This window comes from Reichenbachiella faecimaris (assembly GCF_900176375.1).
Classification (GTDB): Bacteria; Bacteroidota; Bacteroidia; order Cytophagales; family Cyclobacteriaceae; genus Reichenbachiella; species Reichenbachiella faecimaris.
The window spans coordinates 899,782-920,093 of the sequence record NZ_FWYF01000002.1 but is presented as its reverse complement, the minus strand read 5'-3'; the positions used below and the strand labels follow the sequence as shown (position 1 = coordinate 920,093).

Genomic DNA, 20,312 nt, shown 5'->3' with positions numbered 1-20,312 from the left:
ATAGGCCAATCTTCATTACTATAATATTTCAAAAATATTTCATTTCAATACGCTTATATCATTAAGCACAATTTCTACTAATTAATTATCATGTATAAAATTGAAGAATTGAATGACAGACTGCTATCTGAGCTTAAAGAAATTGCTGAGAGTCTGGGCATCAAAAACTACAAGAAAGCTGCGAAGAAGGATCTGATATACAAAATTCTTGACGAGCAGGCAATCAACCCAAAGCCTGCCGCTGATAGAAAGGCTGAAGAGCAAAAGAAAGAACAGCCTGCTGAAAATGCAGAAAACAAAAAAGAATCAAAACCAGAGAAGACAAAATCAAAGTCGTCTGACGATCTTTTGAGTGACTTCAATCTGGAAGCTGAGTCTAAATCAAAAAAACCAGAGGCTAAAGACAGAACTGAAAAGTCTGACAAACCCAAAGGAGAAAAGAAAGACGATGCCAAACCAGAATCTAAGGACAGAGCACCAAAAGATAAGGAAGAAAGAAAAGACAAAGGTGATCGCAACGATAGAGGAGAGAGAAGGGACAGAAGGCCTGATCAAAAATCTAAGAGAGCCGAGTACAACGAAAAAGTGAAAGAATTTGACGGTGTCATCGAAAATGGTGGTGTGTTGGAGATCATGCAAGATGGCTATGGCTTCTTGAGATCTGGTGACTACAACTACCTGGCCAGCCCAGATGATATTTATGTGTCTCCTTCACAAATCAAATTGTTTGGTTTAAAAACTGGAGACTCTGTTTTAGGTCAGATTCGTCCACCAAAAGATGGTGAAAAATACTTCGCTCTGCTTAGAGTAAGTTCTGTAAACGGAAAGACTACTGAAGAAATCAGAGATAGAGTTCCTTTCGAATACCTAACTCCACTCTTCCCTGAGGAGAAACTAAACTTGTGCTACAAAGCCAGTGATTACTCTACTAGAGTAATGGACATGTTCTCTCCTATTGGGAAAGGCCAAAGAGGTATGATCGTAGCTCAGCCTAAAACAGGTAAAACCGTTTTACTTAAAAATGTAGCTAACGCTATCGCTGAAAATCATCCAGAGGTTTATCTAATGATCTTATTGATCGATGAAAGACCTGAGGAAGTAACAGACATGGCAAGAAGTGTAAAAGCTGAAGTGATTGCTTCTACTTTTGATGAGCAAGCTGAAAGACACGTAAAGGTTGCCAACATTGTTTTGGAGAAAGCCAAAAGAATGGTAGAATGTGGACACGACGTAGTAATCCTTTTGGATTCCATCACTCGACTCGCAAGAGCGCACAACACAGTGGTACCATCCAGTGGCAAAATTCTTTCTGGTGGGGTGGATGCTAATGCACTACACAAACCAAAGAGATTTTTTGGAGCAGCCAGAAACGTGGAAAACGGCGGTTCGCTGACTATCCTTGCAACAGCATTGATTGAGACGGGCTCTAAAATGGATGAAGTGATCTTTGAAGAATTCAAAGGTACGGGTAATATGGAACTTCAGCTGGACAGAAAACTTTCCAACAAGCGAGTTTATCCTGCTATCGATATTCCTGCTTCTGGTACGAGGAGAGAAGATCTATTGATCGACAAAGAGGAGTTGGCTCGTATCTGGATTCTGAGAAAATTCATGGACGACATGAACTCAAACGAAGCCATGGAATTCTTGCTTGGCAAAATGAAAGGCACAAGAAACAACCAAGAATTTTTGGTTTCCATGAACGGCTAAAACCGTTAGACAAAATACATGAAAAAGCCATTCCGAATTATCGGAATGGCTTTTTGCATTTTATTCAGTCACAATTATAATATTCCAACAAGAGTGCCGCTTAATTAATCGTTTGAACTGATTGATTTTTTTTATAAATTTAATTCCGCTTAACTCCTACAGAAGATCATTTTATCTATATTTGGAAATAAGCTGGAGCAACTCATGACCAGAATCATTTGTTGAATTTTGAAGGCAAAGAATATTAGAATCCACTTTACTTAAAGCTTAACGCTATGAATAAAATTGATCAAGGCCTACTAGATACCTGGAATCTGTACGGAAATTATGTTTCGTATGCGATTGCGGCTGTCGGTTTATTGATCCTTGTCGGTCATCTATTCAAACTGATGATCACCAAAGACCATAAAGAAAAGTATGACTACATCAACATGTATGAAATCAACTTACTATGGTACAGTGCGCTGTTGATCATCATCGCATTGGCCGTATATGCCAATACACTGGTAGCCGAATCTGGCATGATGTGGTTCTTTGTACGACTATTTGTAAGCACCATGTTCGCCATTATTGCTGGTGTTATTGTTCAAAACATTTTGAAATTCTATTACCCATTTTATATTGAAAAGAGATTAAAGCTTTTGAGATTCTCTCCCAGGATTTCTCCTGAAGGCCGCCAGATGAAATTATTGAGTGAGGAGGAGGAAGATGTTTATCTAGACGAGGGTATGCAGGCTGAAGAAGATGCATTCTCAGTGGACTATGATGTATGGATCGATGAAGAGACAGGATATACTAAAATCGAAAAGTATAATGGCAGACTTCATGCACTCAAATGCAATGAGTGCAATTACCAAACGTTGAGAGTCAACAAGGAAGAAATCATACAATCGGCTACTGCCGAATCTGATGGGGAATTGGTGAAATATTTCACTTGTGGATATTGTGGTCACAAGGAGAAAAAATCATTTACTATTGCTCGCTTAAAGGCACCAACTGAGGCTGGTTCATAATTGCCAGTGAGCTCAAGAAATCAAAACCATTCCAAAAGGAATGGTTTTTTTATGCCTAAGAAATGGCACTCCACTTTAGTGTAGCTATCTGATTTTTGTTAAGATGACGTGACATTCGAGCATGTGCTGGACTGGTTAATTCTGGATCATCAGCAATAATCCTCTCTGCCAGCAATCTGGCTCGTTTCAAGAGTACTCCATCTGTGGTCAGGTCTGCCACTTTAAGATCAAGTAACCCACTCTGCTGTGTGCCCATCAAGTCTCCTGGCCCTCTTAGCTCCAAATCCTTTTCCGCTATTTCAAAACCATCAGTAGTGGCCACCATGCAGCCTATTCGTGCCCTAGCCTCTTTTGATATTTTCTTCTTTGTCATCAAGATACAGTAAGATTGATCAGCTCCACGACCAACCCTGCCTCTTAGCTGATGCAACTGGGACAAGCCAAATCTTTCTGCATTTTCAATCACCATGACAGAGGCATTGGGTACGTTTACGCCCACTTCTATGACAGTAGTTGCTACCATGATTTTAGCTTCTCCACGTACAAAACGATCCATTTCAAAATCTTTGTCCTTGGCCTTCATTCTTCCATGAAGTATGCTTAAGGGTACTTTTGGAAATGCTCTAGAAATGCTTTCGTAGCCATCCATCAAATCTTTGTAATCCAAGGTGCTCGACTCTTCAATCAATGGATAGACGATATACACCTGCCTGCCCAGATCAATTTCTCTTTGGATAAATCCAAATAATTTCAACCTGGAAGAGTCGTAGAGATGAGAGGTTTTAATGGGCTTTCTGCCTTTGGGCAATTCACGAATGGTAGAAACTTCCAAATCTCCATATAGTGTCATAGCCAATGTCCGTGGAATAGGTGTAGCTGTCATCACTAGCACGTGTGGATAGACATGTTTGTTTTTTTGCCAAAGTTTGGCACGCTGAGCCACACCAAACCTGTGCTGCTCATCAATTACTGCCAGGCCTAGGCGATTAAACTGTACATCATTTTCGATCAGTGCATGAGTGCCTACGAGAATATTCATTTCACCAGAAACCAACTCATCCAGGTATTTTTTACGATCACTCTTTTTCGTGGAACCAGTAATCAGCCGAATGGTGAGTCCAAGCTTATCACAGTACTCAGAAAGCCCCTGATAATGCTGAATGGCCAGTATTTCTGTTGGCGCCATGATGGTGGTTTGAAAACCACTACCTATCGCAATCAGCATGCAAACAAATGCTGTAATGGTCTTCCCACTACCTACGTCACCCTGCAAGAGCCTATTCATTTGATAGCCAGATTGCAGATCTGAGTATATTTCTTTGATTACCTGCTTTTGAGAACCCGTTAACTCAAAGGGAATGTGCTTTTCATAAAACTCATGCACTAAATGGCTCTTTTGAAAAATGATCCCTTTATGAACTTCTTTCTGATCTGACTTCTCTCTGAATATTTTAAGTTGAATAAAAAAAAGTTCATCAAATTTGAGTCGTTCAAGTGCTTTATTTTTTACAAGCGCATCCGTAGGAAAATGAATATTTCGCAACGCGGTAGTCAAATCGACCAAATTCATTTCGTTCAGTACTGCTTTGTCCACAATCTCTACTACACTAAACCCTCTAGTGCTAATCAGCTCCAACTGAAGCTTAGCGATAGCTTTACTGTCTACAAATTTTCTTTTGAGCTTTTCCGTGGTAGAGTACACGGGAAGCATGGTTTTTTTACCCACCTCATTCGCAGGCGTCATGATTTCTATCTCAGGATGACTAATTGAAAATTTTGTTTGAAAGAGTGAAGGTTTACCATAAACAATATATGGAATCCCGAGTTTCAGCTTACTTTTCATCCATTTCACACCCTTGAACCAAATCAATTCAATTTGACCTGTAGGGTCTCTAAATACAGCTGTAAGCCGCTGTTTCCTTGCTCCTCCAACGACCTCCACTCGATCTAATACTCCTTTGATCTGAACATTTTCGCTATCTGGTCCAATCTGGTCAATGGTATGAAATTGCGAACGATCCTCATATCTGAAAGGAAAATAATGAATAAGGTCGTGATAGGTCTGGATACTCAGTTCTTCATTTAGTAGCCTGGCCTTGGCTGGGCCTACTCCTTTTAGAAACTCTATTTTTGTATCCATGAAGCTTGACATGCCTATGGATTATTGATCCCAAGTAAGTGTGTTGAGCATGTGCAACATATCCATTTTCACATAATTGATCACTGGTCGAAGCGAGTCATTCTGTGTAGCCGTCTTGAAATATAGGGCACACCTCAAGAAGTGCTGAGCGGAGTCGGTGACATGAAACTGAAACTGAGTAGGCACTTCACCTGAAAGTTCCATAATAGTAGCCTTAATTCCATTATTCAATGTGATTACACTTTCATCAATGGCATACGCTTTCACCTTGTGCTCAGATGTCAGCCTGTACGAATCCATCAAATACTCTTCCAGAAGGTCGCGATCATTTTTTACAGGCTTATAAGTTACTTGAATATTTGCGCCTAATTTTTCATAGTAAAGATCAAACCAGTATCGTTCCGCGATCCAAGAACTGTCCTTTAAAATCTTCGCTTGTGTGGAATACTCCATTTGGAATGGAAAAGAGTCTGCCAGCACTTGATAGGCTGATGGATTTAAGTCAATCCTATTAAAACCTTTGGGTTTGGGATTGAAGTTATTATTTCCACATCCAACAATCACCAACATTAACATCACAGGCCATCTCCTCCTCATCTTGTAATATGTACTCTTATTTTCTTAATTCTTTTATCATTTACAGCCACTGTGGTGAATAAGAATTTCTCAAATACGATCTTCTCACCTGCATTTGGCAGCATGGAATTGATCTCTAATAATAAACCACCTAGCGACTCACTCTCACCTTTCACTTTATCAAAAGTCTTGTGATCTACTCCAGCTAATTTACAAAAGTCCATCAGTGACGTCTTGCCTTCAAAAATAAAAGTATTGCTATCTAATTTACTGTAGGCTACATCTGAGTCTTCGTCAAACTCATCATTGATTTCGCCGACAATTTCTTCAATCACATCCTCCATGGTAATCAAGCCTGAAGTCCCTCCATACTCATCTACTACTATGGCGATATGGATTCGCTTTTCTTGAAAATCTTTAAAAAGTGTATCTATTTTTTTGGTTTCTGGCACAAAAAAGCCCGGCCTCAGCAAATCCTGCCATTTGAAATTATCTTCCTCGCTTACATGCGGCAACAGGTCTTTGATATAGAGAATACCTTCTATTTTATCAATGGTTTCCTTAAAGACAGGTATTCTGGAATAACCAGTCTTATTGATTTGATTCATCAATTCATGAAAATCAGTTTCCAAATCTATGGCCGTGATATCCATTCGAGATTTCATTATCTGCTTCACAGATAGCGTTCCAAAATTTACAATTCCTTTTAAAATCCCTTTTTCTTCTTCTGTGGTTTCGTCCTCAGCAGCCAGATCTAAAGCCTGATTCAGATCATCTACTGACACTCTATAACCCTTTCTTTCTATTCTTCGCTCAATGACATTACTCACTTTAATCAGTAGCCATGCCAAAGGATGAAAAACCTTAAATGAAAGTGACAACAAAGTAGCCGTTCTTTTGGCGAAAGCCATATTATTTTGATTGGCATATACCTTAGGCACAATTTCACCCAAGAAAACCATTAAAAAAGTGATGACCACAGTCAGGGCAACTATAATCGCGCCACCCGAAAGTACATCACCCAGTAAGGCAGCTGTCACGTAAGTGGATAGCATAACTATCGAGATATTGATAAAATTATTCAATATCAAAATAGTGGCTAATAGCTGCTTGGGGTGTCTCAGCAGTTGTCCAATCTTTTTTCTAGCCTTTGTTTGTGCCTGCTCTGTATCTAGCAGCTGATCATGTGAAAGAGAGAAATAGGCCACCTCAGATCCTGAAACTAGGGCAGACCCCAAGAACAAGAGACCAATGCCAATAAGACTAAAAACCAATAGGTAAATTTCACCACTGGTAAGTAAGGCTGTCAATACAAAATTTCCCGGGAGTGGGTCGTCCATTAGCGTATATTACAATTTTTGATTAGAACGGTAAATCGTCGATTTCGTTGGATTCTTCAACAGGGGCCGGATCACTTGATGCCTGATTGTTACTTGTACTATTATCTGCGGCAGGTGAAGCACCTTCTGGTCTAGACGGCCCACCAAGCAACGTCATTTCGCGCCCAACCACTTCAGTGATATATTTGGTCACGCCATCTTTGTCTTCATAAGAACGAGAGGTCAATTTCCCTTCTATGTAAACCTGATTCCCTTTGTTTAAATACTTTTCAGCAATTTCGGCCAAAGGTGTCCAAAGCACTACGTTGTGCCACTCTGTGTTGGTTACTTTTTCGCCTTGTTTGTTTTTATAGGTTTCACTCGTAGCGATTGAAAAATTCGCTACAGCTCTGCCGTTTTCCAAATGTCTTACTTCTGGGTCTTTCCCCAAATTTCCTAAAAGGATTACTTTATTTACTCCTGCCATCTTTTGTTGTTATTAAGGTTGATTCTAATCTTGAATTTACTGACAAAACTCCTTATTCAAAAACAATTCAATCGGTTTTGGAACAGCATAATCACTTAAATCATTTACCGAAACAATCTTCATCATTTTATCCTTTCCCAATTGTTCGAAAACCTTCCTATTGTCCAATTCATAAACATGAAACTGTATGTGCAACTTCTGATGTGTCAATTGGTGAACTATTTCTTCAGACGAATACTGCAGTTTTGCATTTTCAAAGTTACTGCTTTTTAGACTCTTTTCCGTCTCTTGCAAATCGAATTCGAATAACCCTGTCCAAATATCTCCAGATGACCGCTGCCTGATCAACAACTGATTTTTAAAGGCAAAAACATGATAGTTGAAATACCTGTATTTTATTTTAATGTTTTTGGATTTAATGGGCAGCACTTCTATCATATCCTTTCGCTTGGCAAAGCATTGGCTTGAGAACATACATTCACCACAGTCGGGTGCCTTAGGTACGCAGATTGTAGCTCCAAACTCCATCATCGCTTGGTTAAAATTTCCAGGCTCTTTCTGAGAGATGAGCCTTAAAGCACTATTGAAAAAGACCTTGAAACTGCTAGCTTTAGCAATATCATCACTGATGCCAAAAAGCCTTGACATCACCCTAAAGACATTTCCGTCAATCGTAGGCACCGCCTGATCAAAGCAAATAGATGCAATCGCAGCCGCAGTATACTTTCCCACACCTTTGAGTTTTTGCAATTCCTGAAAATTGTCAGGGAAGCGACCAGAATAATCAGCCACTACCATTTCAGCACATTTGTGCATATTTCTTGCCCGAGAATAGTACCCAAGCCCCTGCCATAACTTTAGTATTTCATCAAGATCAGCATGAGCAAATTCTTCAATGGTATTGAATGCCTCAGTAAATTTGACGTAATAAGGCAAGCCTTGACTCACCCTCGTTTGTTGCAAAATAATCTCCGATAACCAGACTTTGAATGGGTCTTTGGTTTCTCTCCACGGTAGGTCACGTTTATGGATATGATACCATTCTAATAGTTGTCGTGAAAACCAATCTTCTTTTGAATGTCGCTGATCTACCTTTAAAGGCTTATTAATATTTCTCAATAAATGATTTTTTGTGTTTATTTGCCCTCTGAAATCGCTGAATTTCAGGCAACTAAATTACTTTGTAATTTATTTATCCTATTATTTATACCTAAAAAATTAGAGGTGACAAAGGCAGATGTGATCAACGAGATAGCAGAAAAGACAGGAATTGACCGATTGGACGTTCAGGCATCAGTGGAAGCTTTTTTTTCTGTAGTAAAAAATTCAATGGCTGATGGAGAAAACATCTACGTTCGTGGATTTGGCAGTTTTATCAATAAAAAGCGAGCGAAGAAAATTGCTAGAAATATCTCAAAAAATACCGCTATCATTATTGACGAGCACTACATTCCTAGTTTCAAGCCTTCCAAGGTATTTATAGAGAAGATCAAAGGCAGCAAGAAAATAGGGTAAATAGCTCACTTTTTGCTGACCCCAAATTGGTCACTGATTTAGCTTGATTTTACGTCATGTATTTCAAGCACTTTCCGAATTGAAATTATTTCTTTTTAAGATTAAAAAAAGTACTATCTTTGCGGACTATTTGGGGAGGTGCTATCCTTAATGAATAAGGGCAGTGCCAGAAGTACCCCAAGAAAGGAATTTAAGAATTGCCCTGATTTAAGATCGTAAACGGTAATTTGAAAATATAAGGAATGCCGAGATGATGAATTAATCTTCAGCGTCAAAGCGAAGAAATTAAACGAATTTAGAACATTTAACGAATTAGATTATGCCTTGCGGTAAGAAAAGAAAGAGACATAAGATATCTACTCACAAAAGAAAAAAGAGGCTAAGAAAGAACAGACACAAGAAAAAATAATTGTGCTTTCTTGGGTTGTTTGAATTAATATTTGAACCTATAAAACATATCAATTTTGAGTAACGAATTAATAATCAATTCAACTCAGAACGGATGTCGAATAGCCCTATTAAAAGATAAAAAATTAGCCGAGTTCCATCAGGACGATGATGGGCATCAATTCAATGTAGGCGACATATACTTGGGATCTGTTAAAAAAGTAGTTCCTGGGCTTAATGCCGCATTTGTAGACATTGGATATGAAAAAGATGCCTTCCTGCATTATTTAGATCTCGGCCCCCAATTGCAATCCTTAATGAAGTGTACCAAGCAGGTGCTCTCCGGAAAAATCACCGGAAAGAACTTGAATGGATTCAAAAGATTGCCCGATATTAACAAGTTGGGGAAAATGAATCAGGTTTTAACGAAAAACCAACGAGTTCTCGTACAGGTTGTTAAAGAACCTATATCAACAAAAGGGCCTAGACTATCCAGTGAGTTGTCGATAGCCGGAAGATATTTGGTACTCGTACCATTCTCCGATGCTGTCAGTGTTTCCAAAAAGATTGGAGACAGTAATGAAAGGAAGCGTTTGCTTCGACTAATCACCTCTATTAAGCCAGAGAATTTCGGAGTCATTATTCGAACAGTAGCATCTGGCAAAGACGTAGCTGAATTAGACAGAGATCTAAGCGGATTGGTGGAAAAATGGTCTTCAGGAATGCAAAAACTGAAGAAAGTAAAGCCAAACGAAAAAGTCATTGGCGAAATGAATCGCGCCAATTCTATTCTTAGAGACGTATTGAATGAATCGTTCGACAGTATAGTTGTAGACGATAAAGAGCTATACAAAGATGTAAAAAGCTTCATTCATGACATTGCTCCTGAAAAAGAGAAGATTGTAAAATTATATACTGGAAGAGTCAAGATGTTTGAATCTTATGGTATTGAAAAACAGCTCAAAGGGTTGTTTGGACAGTCGGTAAGTATAGATGGTGGTGGTTATTTGATCATTGAGCATACTGAAGCGTTGCACGTGGTGGACGTAAACAGTGGCAATAAATCTAATGCTGAAGACAATCAGGAGAATACTGCCTTGAAGGTGAATCTTGATGCTGCCAAAGAAATTGCTCGTCAATTGCGTTTACGTGACATGGGAGGCATCATCGTGGTCGACTTTATTGACATGCGAAAAGCAGAGAATAAAAAACTGCTCTTCCAAAAGATGAAGGACGAGATGAAGACAGATCGTTCGAAATTTACTGTTCTTCCATTATCCAAATTTGGCTTAATGCAAATCACGCGACAACGTGTGAGACCAGAGGTAGATATTAAAACTCGTGAAGTTTGTCCTACCTGTGATGGCACTGGCAAAATCACAGCTTCTATCTTAGTAACTGATCAAGTCGAAAAAGATTTGGAACATTTGCTCATGAAGCAAAATGAGAAGAAGCTGACTATTTCTTTGCACCCATACTTGTACGCCTTTTTTACGAAAGGCCTCATTTCAAGGCAATGGAAATGGTACTTCAAGTATAGAAGGTGGGTGAATCTGGTGGAAGATTCCTCAGTACCAATTACACAATATAATTTCCTTAATGGATTAGGAGAAGAGATCGAACTTTAAGTTCGATCTTTTTTTTGTCTAAAATTTAAGCCCCAATTTTAAATCCAAAGTATGCATTTTGGAAGTCAGGGAATTGTCGGCTATGGAGGATTTCACAATATTTACCAATCCTCGATCATAAAAAATCCCTCCAAAAAGTACAGTATTGATTCCAGCGCCATATTCTACACCTACGCCTCCAGTAAACGAACAGTCGAACAGATGAAACTTTTCTATTAAGTCATAGTCTTCTTTGAAAGGTTCATCAAATAATTTGATTTCCCCTTTGAATCCCAACTGGAAAAAGAGCTTAAGGTCTGGTTGGATTTCGCTCGTGAATAACTTTAAAGTGACTGGCAATTGTAAATAGTGAACTTTATAATCTTGTGTGCTAGGCGCTGATCCGTCTGTTGGGTTAATTGAAAAACCTGCCCTTTTGGGTGCAAATATTGCGCCCGTACTAAATGCATAAGTCTCAGACAACATAAAGTCTGCTTCCAAGCCAAACCTAAATTTGAATGCGGCGCCATCATTCGAATAATCGAAATTGCCATCGTCTATATATTTTACCTGATTCATCGAAAGACTGGGTCCGACAATCAAGCCGAGCTTTGGCTGTGCATAGCCCAAAAATGCAATCGATACTAAAAGCAGTGCAGGAACAATTTTCTTCATGAGAAATTAAAATAAATAAATAGTTTTGTCATTCTTTAAATGATTCCCCAACTAGGGTTTAAATCCAATACAAATCTAAAGTCCATAGACTTGATGCAGCGAACAATTTATCAATTTATTCTAATAATATCTGTCAGTGCTCTCGGAATACTAACCCTAGCTTCGTGCGAAAGTGATACCTGCGGGCACGTTGAGCAATATAAAGGCATAACCGTAAATATTGAAGTGGAAAGACTTGAGGATAAATTGGTTAGCCTCAAGGACGTTGATCAGGTGCTTCTGTTCTTTCGGGAAAATAGGGTGATGGCTGATTTTTTTCTTGACGCCAGTCAATACCCCAATGACACCATACTGGCCAGACGCTTGTTCAAATTGCTTCGGCAACCCTCCATTGATACTTTGATAACGGACTCTAAGTCGTACTTTTCAGATTTCAGTAAAAACATAGATGAGCTGACCTCTGCCTATCAATTCATTAAGTATCATTATCCAGAGGCACGAATACCAAAAATTCAAACCATAATTACTGGCTTTTACAACGACATGTATATTTCCGACTCCTTGATTGTGCTGGGGCTAGATTATTTTGCTGGGGAGAACGGAAGGTATTTTCCAAATGACATACCAAGGTATATCGTCAAACGATACATGAAAGAAAGCCTTTCCCCCATTCTCTTGAGCTTTGTTTCCAATGAATTTAACCTCGCAGACCAGTCGCATGGCACTTTGCTAGCCGACATGGTTAATCTGGGAAAATCTTATTATTTCGTTGAGCAGGCGCTTCCTTGCAAGGCCGATTCACTGATTATAGGGTACAGTACAGAGGAATTACAAGCTGTCATATCCAATCAAGAGATTATTTGGGCAAACATCATTGAGAATGAAATGCTTTATGAAACCAGCCATTTTCTGAAGAATAAATTTATTGGCGAACGACCTAATATTGCGGAGATCAGTGAAAACTGTCCTGGAAGAGTGGGTGCTTGGATTGGCTGGCAAATTGTAAGAAAATATATGGAAGAAAACCCAGAGGTGTCCTTTACGGATTTGATGGCAGAAAGGAATGCGCATAAAATCTTTCAACAATCAAATTATAAACCAAAAAATGAGGCTAACTGAAAAGTTGGGTCATAAATTCTTGCTGCTTTTTAGCCTGCATGCTGAGATCAAACCTTTCCTCTGCCAAACGTCTGGCATTGGATTGATAAACCTGCAACAATTCTGGGCTATTTAAAAACTCCTGAATCTGCTTTCGAAAGGATGATGGTTTTTCAGCATAAAAGCCACACTGCTCGTCTGAAATCAAATCACCAATCCACCCTCCAAAATTGGTGATGACCAATTTTCCAGCCGCCAATGCGTCAAAAAACTTATTAGGGCTACCCGTGTGGAGTGAATCATAAGGAGCAAAAGACACCAACATAGCATCCGTGATATTTACGACCTCCAAAAGCTGAGACTTAGTCATTGAATCATAGACTTGAATATTTTTCGAATCATTCTGCTGTACTAGAGCACTAATTTTTTCTTTCTCTGCGCCCTCTCCAACTAATATGAATTTAATTGGAAGATCTCTAACTTCTTTAGCCAAATCTATAACCTGAGAAAGGCAGTTGGCCAAACCAAAAGTGCCTGTATAGGTAATGACGAACTGTTTTTGAACTTTATATTTTTCGATCCAAATAATTTCTTTCTTAGCGGGAACAAACCACTCACAATCAGAAATATTAAAGACTGTTTCGACAGGGACTTTTGGCGCAATCTGTTGTAGATGTCTGGTAATAGGCTCCGACAATCCCACGAGTCCTCTGGCATTTCTATAAAAAATTCCTTCTAGCCAGATCAACAATTTTTGTTTCCATTTGCCTCTCAATAAGCCCATTTCTATTGGAACTTTAGGCCAGAGATCACCAACTTCAAAAATGTAGGGCCTGCCCAAAAATAGTTTATTGAACCAGGCAACTATACCAGTGGAAAGTGGTGTGGTCATCACATAGCAAAGATCAATGCCTCTGTACTTGGTAGACTCAATGGCAGCAAGTATCATATATTTCAAAAAAGCTTTTGCTCTTTGAGAAAAACCCATCAAATTATTATACTCAACTGGAAGATAAATAACTTCTATCCCCTCTACATAGCCTCTTGCTTTAGAAGGTTGGTTATGAGTAGTGAGCATGATCACATGATGCCCCTTTTTCACCAGCTCCTTTGCCAAATAGAATGACCTCAGGCTACCTCCATCTGTAGGCGTTTTGAAATACTGGTGTATGTATAATATTTTCAATGATCAAATTTCCGTTTGGAATTTGCTATTTTCGTATAATTCTCAATTAGCAACCTTCTACTAAATTACTCTGGGTATGAACGAAAAACTAACTGTCAGACTAAAAACACTGCATTGTTTTCAAAACGATGAAGAAAAATTTGACGACATATTCTTAAAATTCAATGGAAAAAAGATTTGGCCAAAAGACAAAAAACATGAAGATGTGAGGGTCAATACCAAACATGAATTAGAGGTGGAATTGTCAGGCATAGCCGCCAATGAACAAGCAGCCATAGAAATCTGGGATCACGACGTGCTTTCTCCAAATGATCTCCTAGGCACAGCCTACATAGTACCCGACAAACCTGGAGGCCCATATACAGTAGATATGCGACCAATAAATGATAAAGAAACTGCACGATATAGTATAGACTGGGAAATTCTCTTTTAGAGACAATGCAACATTACCCACAAATAGGATTTTAACTTTTTAAAGAAGAACGCCTTGAAATTTTTTTGCTTCTTAATCATTCTTTGTGGTTCGATCACTATGTCCATGGCACAGCAGGATTGGCATAGCCTATACAATCAGAGCGTAGATGATTATAATAACTACAATCTTACAGCTGCTAAAGAAAACTGCCTCAAGTCACTAGATTTACTCACGCAGGTTGAGTCTGCAGATCACCCAAACGTAGCTCCTATTCTTCGTCAATTAGCCCTAATATGCTATGATGAAGGGACTTTTGAAGAAGGTCTGGGCTACGCAACTCAAGAAAAAGAACTACTGATCAAACTACAAAAAACTGGAGATGAGAATTATGCCATTACGCTCTATAATATTGGATTGCTCTACTCTGCCAGTGGGAATTTCCAACTAGCACAAAAAACATTAGAAGAAGCTAAAGTCTTGTTGCTGCAATTTCATACTCTTGACGATTTGGAAATAGCAGAAGTAGATGGCAATTTAGCCATTACCCATTACTACCTTTTGGAATGGGAAGCATGCCAGCCACTATTCAAATCGGCCCTTTCCACCATGGATCGTTCTGAAGAACAATCTCCTGAATATGCAAATATTCTTTATACCTATGGCGACTATTGTTTGGTCAGCGGTCAACCAAAAGAAGCCATTGAGGCGCTTCTTCCCTTAGATGAAGCTTACAAAGAGCAAGGTTCATCAGAGCAATTAGCTAGTATTGAAGTCAAAATTGCATCTGCATACGAAGAAAATGGTGAGATGAATCATGCGGTTAAATATTATGAGGCAGCCATCAGCATATTCGAGAATTTAAGTGCCAGTGATCATGAAGATTATTTGATTGCTCTAAATAATTTGTCTCTTCTTTACCAGCGAACTGGACAACTCCAAAAGGCTGAGAACTTGATGTCCCAAGTAGTAGACAAAAACCCTGACCCCAGTGATCCAGCCTATCTAATCGCTATGGCAAATCTCGGCAGCATCTACTTTATGAATGAGAACTTTGATTTAGCTCAATCTACTTTTGATAAAATCATAAAACACGCTGACTTGTCAGAGACAACAGCACTAAAGCCTTACTTACTGGCAATGAATGGAATCGCCTTAATCAAGGTTGGTAAAGGCTTGTATGCAGATGCGCTCGATACGAGCAAAAAAGCCATCACTCAGGCCGGAAACAATACACCACAACTCGTCCCACTTCTGAAATCAAAAGCTTCAGCACAAATAGCCATGGGTCAATATGCAGAAGCAGAAAACACATTGAAACAAATACTTCCACTGGCCCTTCATCATCAAAGTGAGACCATGGATGTAAAGGCTCGATTGGCCTCCCTATATACCAGTATGAATCAACTCTCCAAAGCAGAGGCTCTTTATAAAGAAATCACACCATTCTATGAATCTCAGTCACAAATAGCTGAATTAGAATATGTCAATTTCCTAGGTAACTATGCGGCCTTCCTACAGGCAAACAGTGATTTTGCACTAGCAGAAAAAATGCTGATTCAGTCCATGGAAACTAAAAAAAGGCTTTTTGGAGCAGAAAGCCCCACTTACCTGTCATCATTCGAAAACTTGGGTGTATTGTACCTTACGCTGGGGAAATATTCCAAATCAAAGGAGATTTTAGTAGCTGTGCATCAGACCAAAACCGCTTCAAAAGATTTTGATGACGTATCCAAGGGATATACGCTTAGCAATCTTGGTGTAATCAATAGAGCTATGGGAGATTTCGGGGAAGCAGAGGAGTATTTTATTCAATCTCTAAAATCACACGAAAATAGCTTGGGCAGGGAACATATCTACTATGCCAACACCAGTAACGAGCTGGGACTTTTATATATGAAAATGGGCAACACCAAAGCAGCCAGGGTAAGGCTGCAGGATGCATTGAGCATTTTTAAATCCTCCTATGGGAAAAACCACATTGACTACGTTTCTGCTCTGGAAAACTTGGCCTCTCTAAATTATATGGAAGGTGAAATGGAGAAAAGTAAGTTACAACTAGAGGAAGCACTTGAAATTGACAAAGTGATTTTAGGAATAGAACACCCCCTGTACTCCAAGACCTTGCACAATCTGGCATCGATCCTGGAAGAACTGGAGGAATATGATAAAGCATCTCAACTATATACTGAGTCGTTAGAAATCGCAGAAAAGAATTTTGGCAAGCAGCACCCGTCTTATGCCAATACCCTTTATAATTTGGCCGTGCTCAAACAGGAACAAGAGCAATTTGAAGAAGCCAAAAATCTATTTCAAGAAGTGGTAGAATTGCGTTCCAAATTGCTCAATGCCAACCATCCTGACATAGCCTATTCTTACTATGGGTTAGCGTCTGTCAAACAGAAGACTGAGGACTATGATGGAGCACAAAACGATTACCGAAAAGCGATAAGGTCTTACTTAAAAAGTATCAATAACTACTTTCCATCACTCAGTGAAGAAGAAAAAAGTGCTTTTTACGCTAAAATAAAGCCTGTTTTTGAAGCTTATCAGGATTTTGCTGTTGAGTTCGTCTATCATCATCGCGGAGATCAAACCCAGATGAATCAGATGCTAGCAGATCTGTATGATCTGCAACTTCAAACAAAAGCACTCTTGCTGAACGCCAGCAACAAAATTAGAAATACCATCATGAACAGTGGCAATGTGGCGCTCATTGCCAAGTTCAACGAGTGGCAAGCATCCAAAGAAGAGCTGGTAAAAAGTCTTAATCTATCTAAAGACGAACTGGAAAGAAATAATATTGACCTAGCTGCTATGCAGGCAAATACTAATTCTTTGGAAAAAGAGATTTCAAAAATATCTACAGCATTTGCAGGGGAATACGATCAGCAAGCCATTAGTTGGGCGGATGTTCAAGAGAAACTTGGAGACAAGGAAAGAGCCATTGAAATATTGAGAATAAAAAAGAATACTAAAAATGATTCGATCTATTATGCTGCACTAATTCTCTCAGGGGCTTCAGGTACGTTTCCTCAACTGGTAGTAGTCGAGGACGGTGTGAATATGGAATCCAAATACTTCAAGCAATACAAAAATATGATCGTCTATAAACTAGAGAATCCAAGATCGTATGGACAATATTGGGAGCCAATTGATGAATTTTTAACTGACACCAAAAGAATCTATTTGTCTTCAGATGGAGTCTACAACAAGATCAATATCAACACCCTTTATGACCCTGGTCAAAAAGAATATGTATTTGACAAATATGCTATTGACTTATTGAGTAATACCAAGGAGCTGACAGAGAGCAGCACATCCAATCAAACACCACAAGCGAGTAAAGCTTCTATATTTGGCTTCCCCGATTATGAACTTGGTGCTGGCGAAATGCTCGCTACCTCTGCATCTGCAGAACGTGGCTTTGAATCGGGCATATCAGCACTTCCAGGTACTCTGATTGAAATAAATAATATCGCAGAAACGCTAGATCAGCATTTCTGGAAATATGAAAAATATGAAGCCGCGGAAGCCAATGAAGTCAATGTGAAAAATATCAACAATCCGAAATTACTTCATATTGCAACCCATGGATTTTTCATGTCCGACATGACGATTAAGGCAGATGCCAATGAAGGCATTCAAACACAAGAGGCTCGTTTCAATCCTTTACTCCGTTCAGGATTGCTCCTTGCAGGTGCATCCAAAACCTTTAAAGGCGAACCACTCCCTTACGACGAAGACGGCATTCTCACGGCCTATGAGGCAATGAATCTGAATTTGGACGAGACGGAATTGGTCGTGATGTCAGCATGTGAGACAGGTTTAGGAGAGGTGAAAAATGGAGAGGGCGTTTATGGTCTTCAGCGAGCATTTATTGTGGCTGGTGCCGACAACCTCATCATGAGCCTCTGGAAAGTAAATGACGAAACCACCCAGAAATTAATGTCTAGATTTTATAGCCATTGGATGAATGGAAGTACCAAAAAAGAGGCCTTTCACGAAGCTATCAAATCATTAAAAAAAGAATATAAACAGCCCTATTATTGGGGCGCTTTTGTAATACTAGGGAATTAATTGCTATGAGAATATTGCATCCCCTGCTGTGGTTTACCTGCTCATTTCTTGTAATGATTCATGTAGCCCAAGGACAGGACGTGGATTCAACACCCACTTTTGACTCGCTTGCATACTATAAGCGTACGAGCAAAAAAGTTGAAAACATTAATACAGAATCTATTGAATATGCGCCATCCATTTCGGCGGATGGCAAAGTCATGATATTTGAGTCGAACCAAACTGGTTCTTACAAATTGTATGAAGCCCTTTTAGATAAGGACAGACATTGGGGAAGCCCAATTCCTGTGGACAGCGTAAACAACTATGGCAGTGACAACGACCTAATAGGAGGACCAAATATCAGCTTTGATGGCAACACCATGTACTTCTTTAGCTCGTTTTCTGGTGGCATAGGGGCAGATGACATATACTATTCTACTAGAGAAGAGTTTGGCTGGTCCAGTCCGATTAATATTGGAGAGCCTATCAATACGCCTGGGTTTGATGGCTTCCCTTCTATTTCTTCAAATGGGAAAACCCTTTATTTCGTTCGGGTAAATGATGATGGGCCTGAAGACGAGGAACTCAGAGATCTGACAGCTGGTCAAACTTGCTACGCCATTTACAAATCTGAAATTGACAAAGAAGGAAAATGGTCTAGACCTACGAAGCTCCCATATCCTATCAATAAAGATTGTGAAAAAGCACCAAGAATCATGGCGGATAACCGGACGCTTATATTTTCATCCAACAGATTGGGTGGCCTGGGCAAATACGATCTCCATCAGTCATTTTTGGATGATGCTGGTGATTGGACCACACCCGTCCCATTGAGCTACGTCAACTCTGAGGAGAATGATCAATTTCCGTGTATTGCAGCTCAAGGTGATAAGATGTACTACATCCATACCAATGATATTTATGAAGTGGATATTCCTCCCAGCTTCCAACAATTTCGCAATAATGTGATTCAAGGTTATGTGAAAAATGGAAAAACGCATGAAGGCCTTTCAGCCGAAATTATTGTTAGGGATGCATTTACTTCTGAGGAATTGATGTTTTTAAGTAGCAATGCCAAGGACGGAAAATTTAGCCTTGTGCTTGCAGTTGGTGGTAGCTATAATGTAGAATTTCGGAGAGCGGGGTTTACAACCTACGCCACTCAATATGATCTAACAGCTGTGGATGAGTATCGCGAAATCGAATATGATGTGGAGTTGCACGAAAGTGCCAAGCTGATACTCAATATTTATGACATAGAAATATTTGAGCCTATTAGCGCTTCTGTAAAAGTAAAAGTGGAAGGTCAGCGCAGCATGCTTATGGATTTGGAAAGTAACCCTGTCAGCGGGCAGCTTGAATTGGATCTACCATTAGGAGAGGCTTATGAAATCATTATTGATAAAAAGCATTTTCAAAGTGAGTATTTTGTTTTTGATGCATCTGGTTTAATGATGTATCCCTCATTTGAAAAGGATATTGAACTGATTCCAGAGAAAAAAGAAATTACCATCAATGTGGCAGACCTTACCAACAACTCCAAAGTCCGATCCAGAGTTCGAATCAGAAACAGAAATCGGGATGAGACTATCATAGTTGAAGGCAACGAATCTGTTGGGCTCCGTGTAGGGGATCGTTATGAAATAGAAGCAACAAGTGATCAAGGATACGCCTTCAATACTACGGTTTTGGATGTAACAGAAACGGGTATTGTCAGCGAAACTGGCGAAACTTTGACAGAAGCTGCAGTAGACATGAAACTCCAACCTTTGCTTGTCGGCACTAATCTTACACTAAAAGACATTCTTTTTGAATCCAATTCTGATCAGCTTACTGAAAACTCTTATGACGAGTTGCTACGTGTTGTTGGGCTTATGTACGCCAATCCCACCATGGCGGTCGAAATCTCCGCTCATACTGACGATGTGGGGTCTGCCAACTATAACAAGCTCTTATCAGATAGAAGAGCGAAAAGTGTGGTAGAATTTTTAAGGGAAAACGAAATTGTAGGTGCGCGTTTTACCCCCGTGGGGTATGGAGAGGCACAGCCTCTAGTGGGGAACGACACAGACGAAGGCCGTGCCAAAAATAGAAGAGTCGTTCTAAAAATATTGAAAATCTAAGT

At 39.5% G+C, this 20,312-nt stretch carries 15 protein-coding genes; 8 read left to right on the top strand and 7 right to left on the bottom strand.

Features of this window, described 5'->3' with window-relative positions; genetic code table 11:
* Positions 1 to 90: 90 nt before the first annotated feature.
* Positions 91 to 1,710 carry a transcription termination factor Rho gene (gene rho, locus B9A58_RS11725; RefSeq protein ID WP_084373026.1) on the top strand — a complete coding sequence of 540 codons (1,620 nt, stop codon included), beginning with the start codon at positions 91 to 93 and terminating at the stop codon, positions 1,708 to 1,710.
* 275 nt (positions 1,711 to 1,985) lie between these two features.
* On the top strand, positions 1,986 to 2,723 hold the full coding sequence (locus B9A58_RS11720) for a hypothetical protein (RefSeq protein WP_084373025.1): 738 nt from the start codon (positions 1,986 to 1,988) through the stop codon (positions 2,721 to 2,723).
* Between the two features lie 55 nt (positions 2,724 to 2,778).
* Here B9A58_RS11720 and recG read toward each other — a convergent pair whose 3' ends face one another.
* Genes recG through mutY form a run of 5 tightly spaced genes read right to left on the bottom strand, consistent with a single transcriptional unit; the run spans position 2,779 to position 8,364 of the window.
* On the bottom strand, positions 2,779 to 4,875 hold the full coding sequence (recG, locus tag B9A58_RS11715) for an ATP-dependent DNA helicase RecG (protein WP_084373024.1): 2,097 nt from the start codon (positions 4,873 to 4,875) through the stop codon (positions 2,779 to 2,781).
* Positions 4,876 to 4,884: 9 nt separating this feature from the next.
* Positions 4,885 to 5,460: a gliding motility lipoprotein GldD gene (gene gldD, locus B9A58_RS11710; protein ID WP_084373023.1), complete on the bottom strand. Its 576-nt coding sequence runs from the start codon at positions 5,458 to 5,460 to the stop codon at positions 4,885 to 4,887.
* On the bottom strand, positions 5,457 to 6,779 hold the full coding sequence (gene gldE, locus B9A58_RS11705; protein WP_084373022.1) for a gliding motility-associated protein GldE: 1,323 nt from the start codon (positions 6,777 to 6,779) through the stop codon (positions 5,457 to 5,459). The genes gldD and gldE overlap by 4 nt, the downstream gene beginning before the upstream one ends.
* 22 nt (positions 6,780 to 6,801) lie before the next feature.
* Complete coding sequence (locus B9A58_RS11700) at positions 6,802 to 7,245, bottom strand: single-stranded DNA-binding protein (RefSeq protein ID WP_084373021.1); 444 nt, start codon at positions 7,243 to 7,245, stop codon at positions 6,802 to 6,804.
* Between the two features lie 36 nt (positions 7,246 to 7,281).
* Positions 7,282 to 8,364 (bottom strand): A/G-specific adenine glycosylase, encoded by a 1,083-nt coding sequence (gene mutY, locus B9A58_RS11695; RefSeq protein WP_221407853.1) that lies wholly within the window; start codon positions 8,362 to 8,364, stop codon positions 7,282 to 7,284.
* A gap of 105 nt (positions 8,365 to 8,469) precedes the next feature.
* On the opposite strand from mutY, the gene B9A58_RS11690 reads away from it, so the two are divergent.
* A complete protein-coding gene (locus B9A58_RS11690) occupies positions 8,470 to 8,760 on the top strand; it encodes an HU family DNA-binding protein (RefSeq protein ID WP_084373220.1) in 291 nt (96 codons plus the stop codon).
* A gap of 464 nt (positions 8,761 to 9,224) precedes the next feature.
* On the top strand, positions 9,225 to 10,775 hold the full coding sequence (locus tag B9A58_RS11685) for an Rne/Rng family ribonuclease (RefSeq protein WP_084373020.1): 1,551 nt from the start codon (positions 9,225 to 9,227) through the stop codon (positions 10,773 to 10,775).
* An 18-nt stretch (positions 10,776 to 10,793) separates the two neighbouring features.
* Here B9A58_RS11685 and B9A58_RS11680 read toward each other — a convergent pair whose 3' ends face one another.
* A complete protein-coding gene (locus B9A58_RS11680; protein WP_084373019.1) occupies positions 10,794 to 11,429 on the bottom strand; it encodes a porin family protein in 636 nt (211 codons plus the stop codon).
* Between the two features lie 39 nt (positions 11,430 to 11,468).
* On the opposite strand from B9A58_RS11680, the gene gldB reads away from it, so the two are divergent.
* The gene (gene gldB / locus B9A58_RS11675) at positions 11,469 to 12,548 is read left to right on the top strand and encodes a gliding motility lipoprotein GldB (protein WP_084373018.1); all 1,080 of its coding nucleotides are present in this window, start codon (positions 11,469 to 11,471) and stop codon (positions 12,546 to 12,548) included.
* On the opposite strand, the gene B9A58_RS11670 is transcribed toward gldB, so the two are convergent.
* Complete coding sequence (locus B9A58_RS11670) at positions 12,541 to 13,713, bottom strand: glycosyltransferase family 4 protein (protein ID WP_084373017.1); 1,173 nt, start codon at positions 13,711 to 13,713, stop codon at positions 12,541 to 12,543. The two genes, gldB and B9A58_RS11670, sit on opposite strands and share 8 nt — an antisense overlap.
* A 76-nt stretch (positions 13,714 to 13,789) precedes the next feature.
* On the opposite strand from B9A58_RS11670, the gene B9A58_RS11665 reads away from it, so the two are divergent.
* The 3 genes from B9A58_RS11665 to B9A58_RS11655 all read left to right on the top strand — a co-directional run bounded on the left by B9A58_RS11665 (position 13,790) and on the right by B9A58_RS11655 (position 20,310).
* A complete protein-coding gene (locus B9A58_RS11665; RefSeq protein WP_084373016.1) occupies positions 13,790 to 14,146 on the top strand; it encodes a hypothetical protein in 357 nt (118 codons plus the stop codon).
* A 105-nt stretch (positions 14,147 to 14,251) separates the two neighbouring features.
* Complete coding sequence (locus B9A58_RS11660) at positions 14,252 to 18,205, top strand: tetratricopeptide repeat protein (RefSeq protein WP_176214760.1); 3,954 nt, start codon at positions 14,252 to 14,254, stop codon at positions 18,203 to 18,205.
* Positions 18,206 to 18,210: 5 nt separating this feature from the next.
* The gene (locus B9A58_RS11655) at positions 18,211 to 20,310 is read left to right on the top strand and encodes an OmpA family protein (protein WP_084373014.1); all 2,100 of its coding nucleotides are present in this window, start codon (positions 18,211 to 18,213) and stop codon (positions 20,308 to 20,310) included.
* Positions 20,311 to 20,312 lie beyond the last annotated feature (2 nt).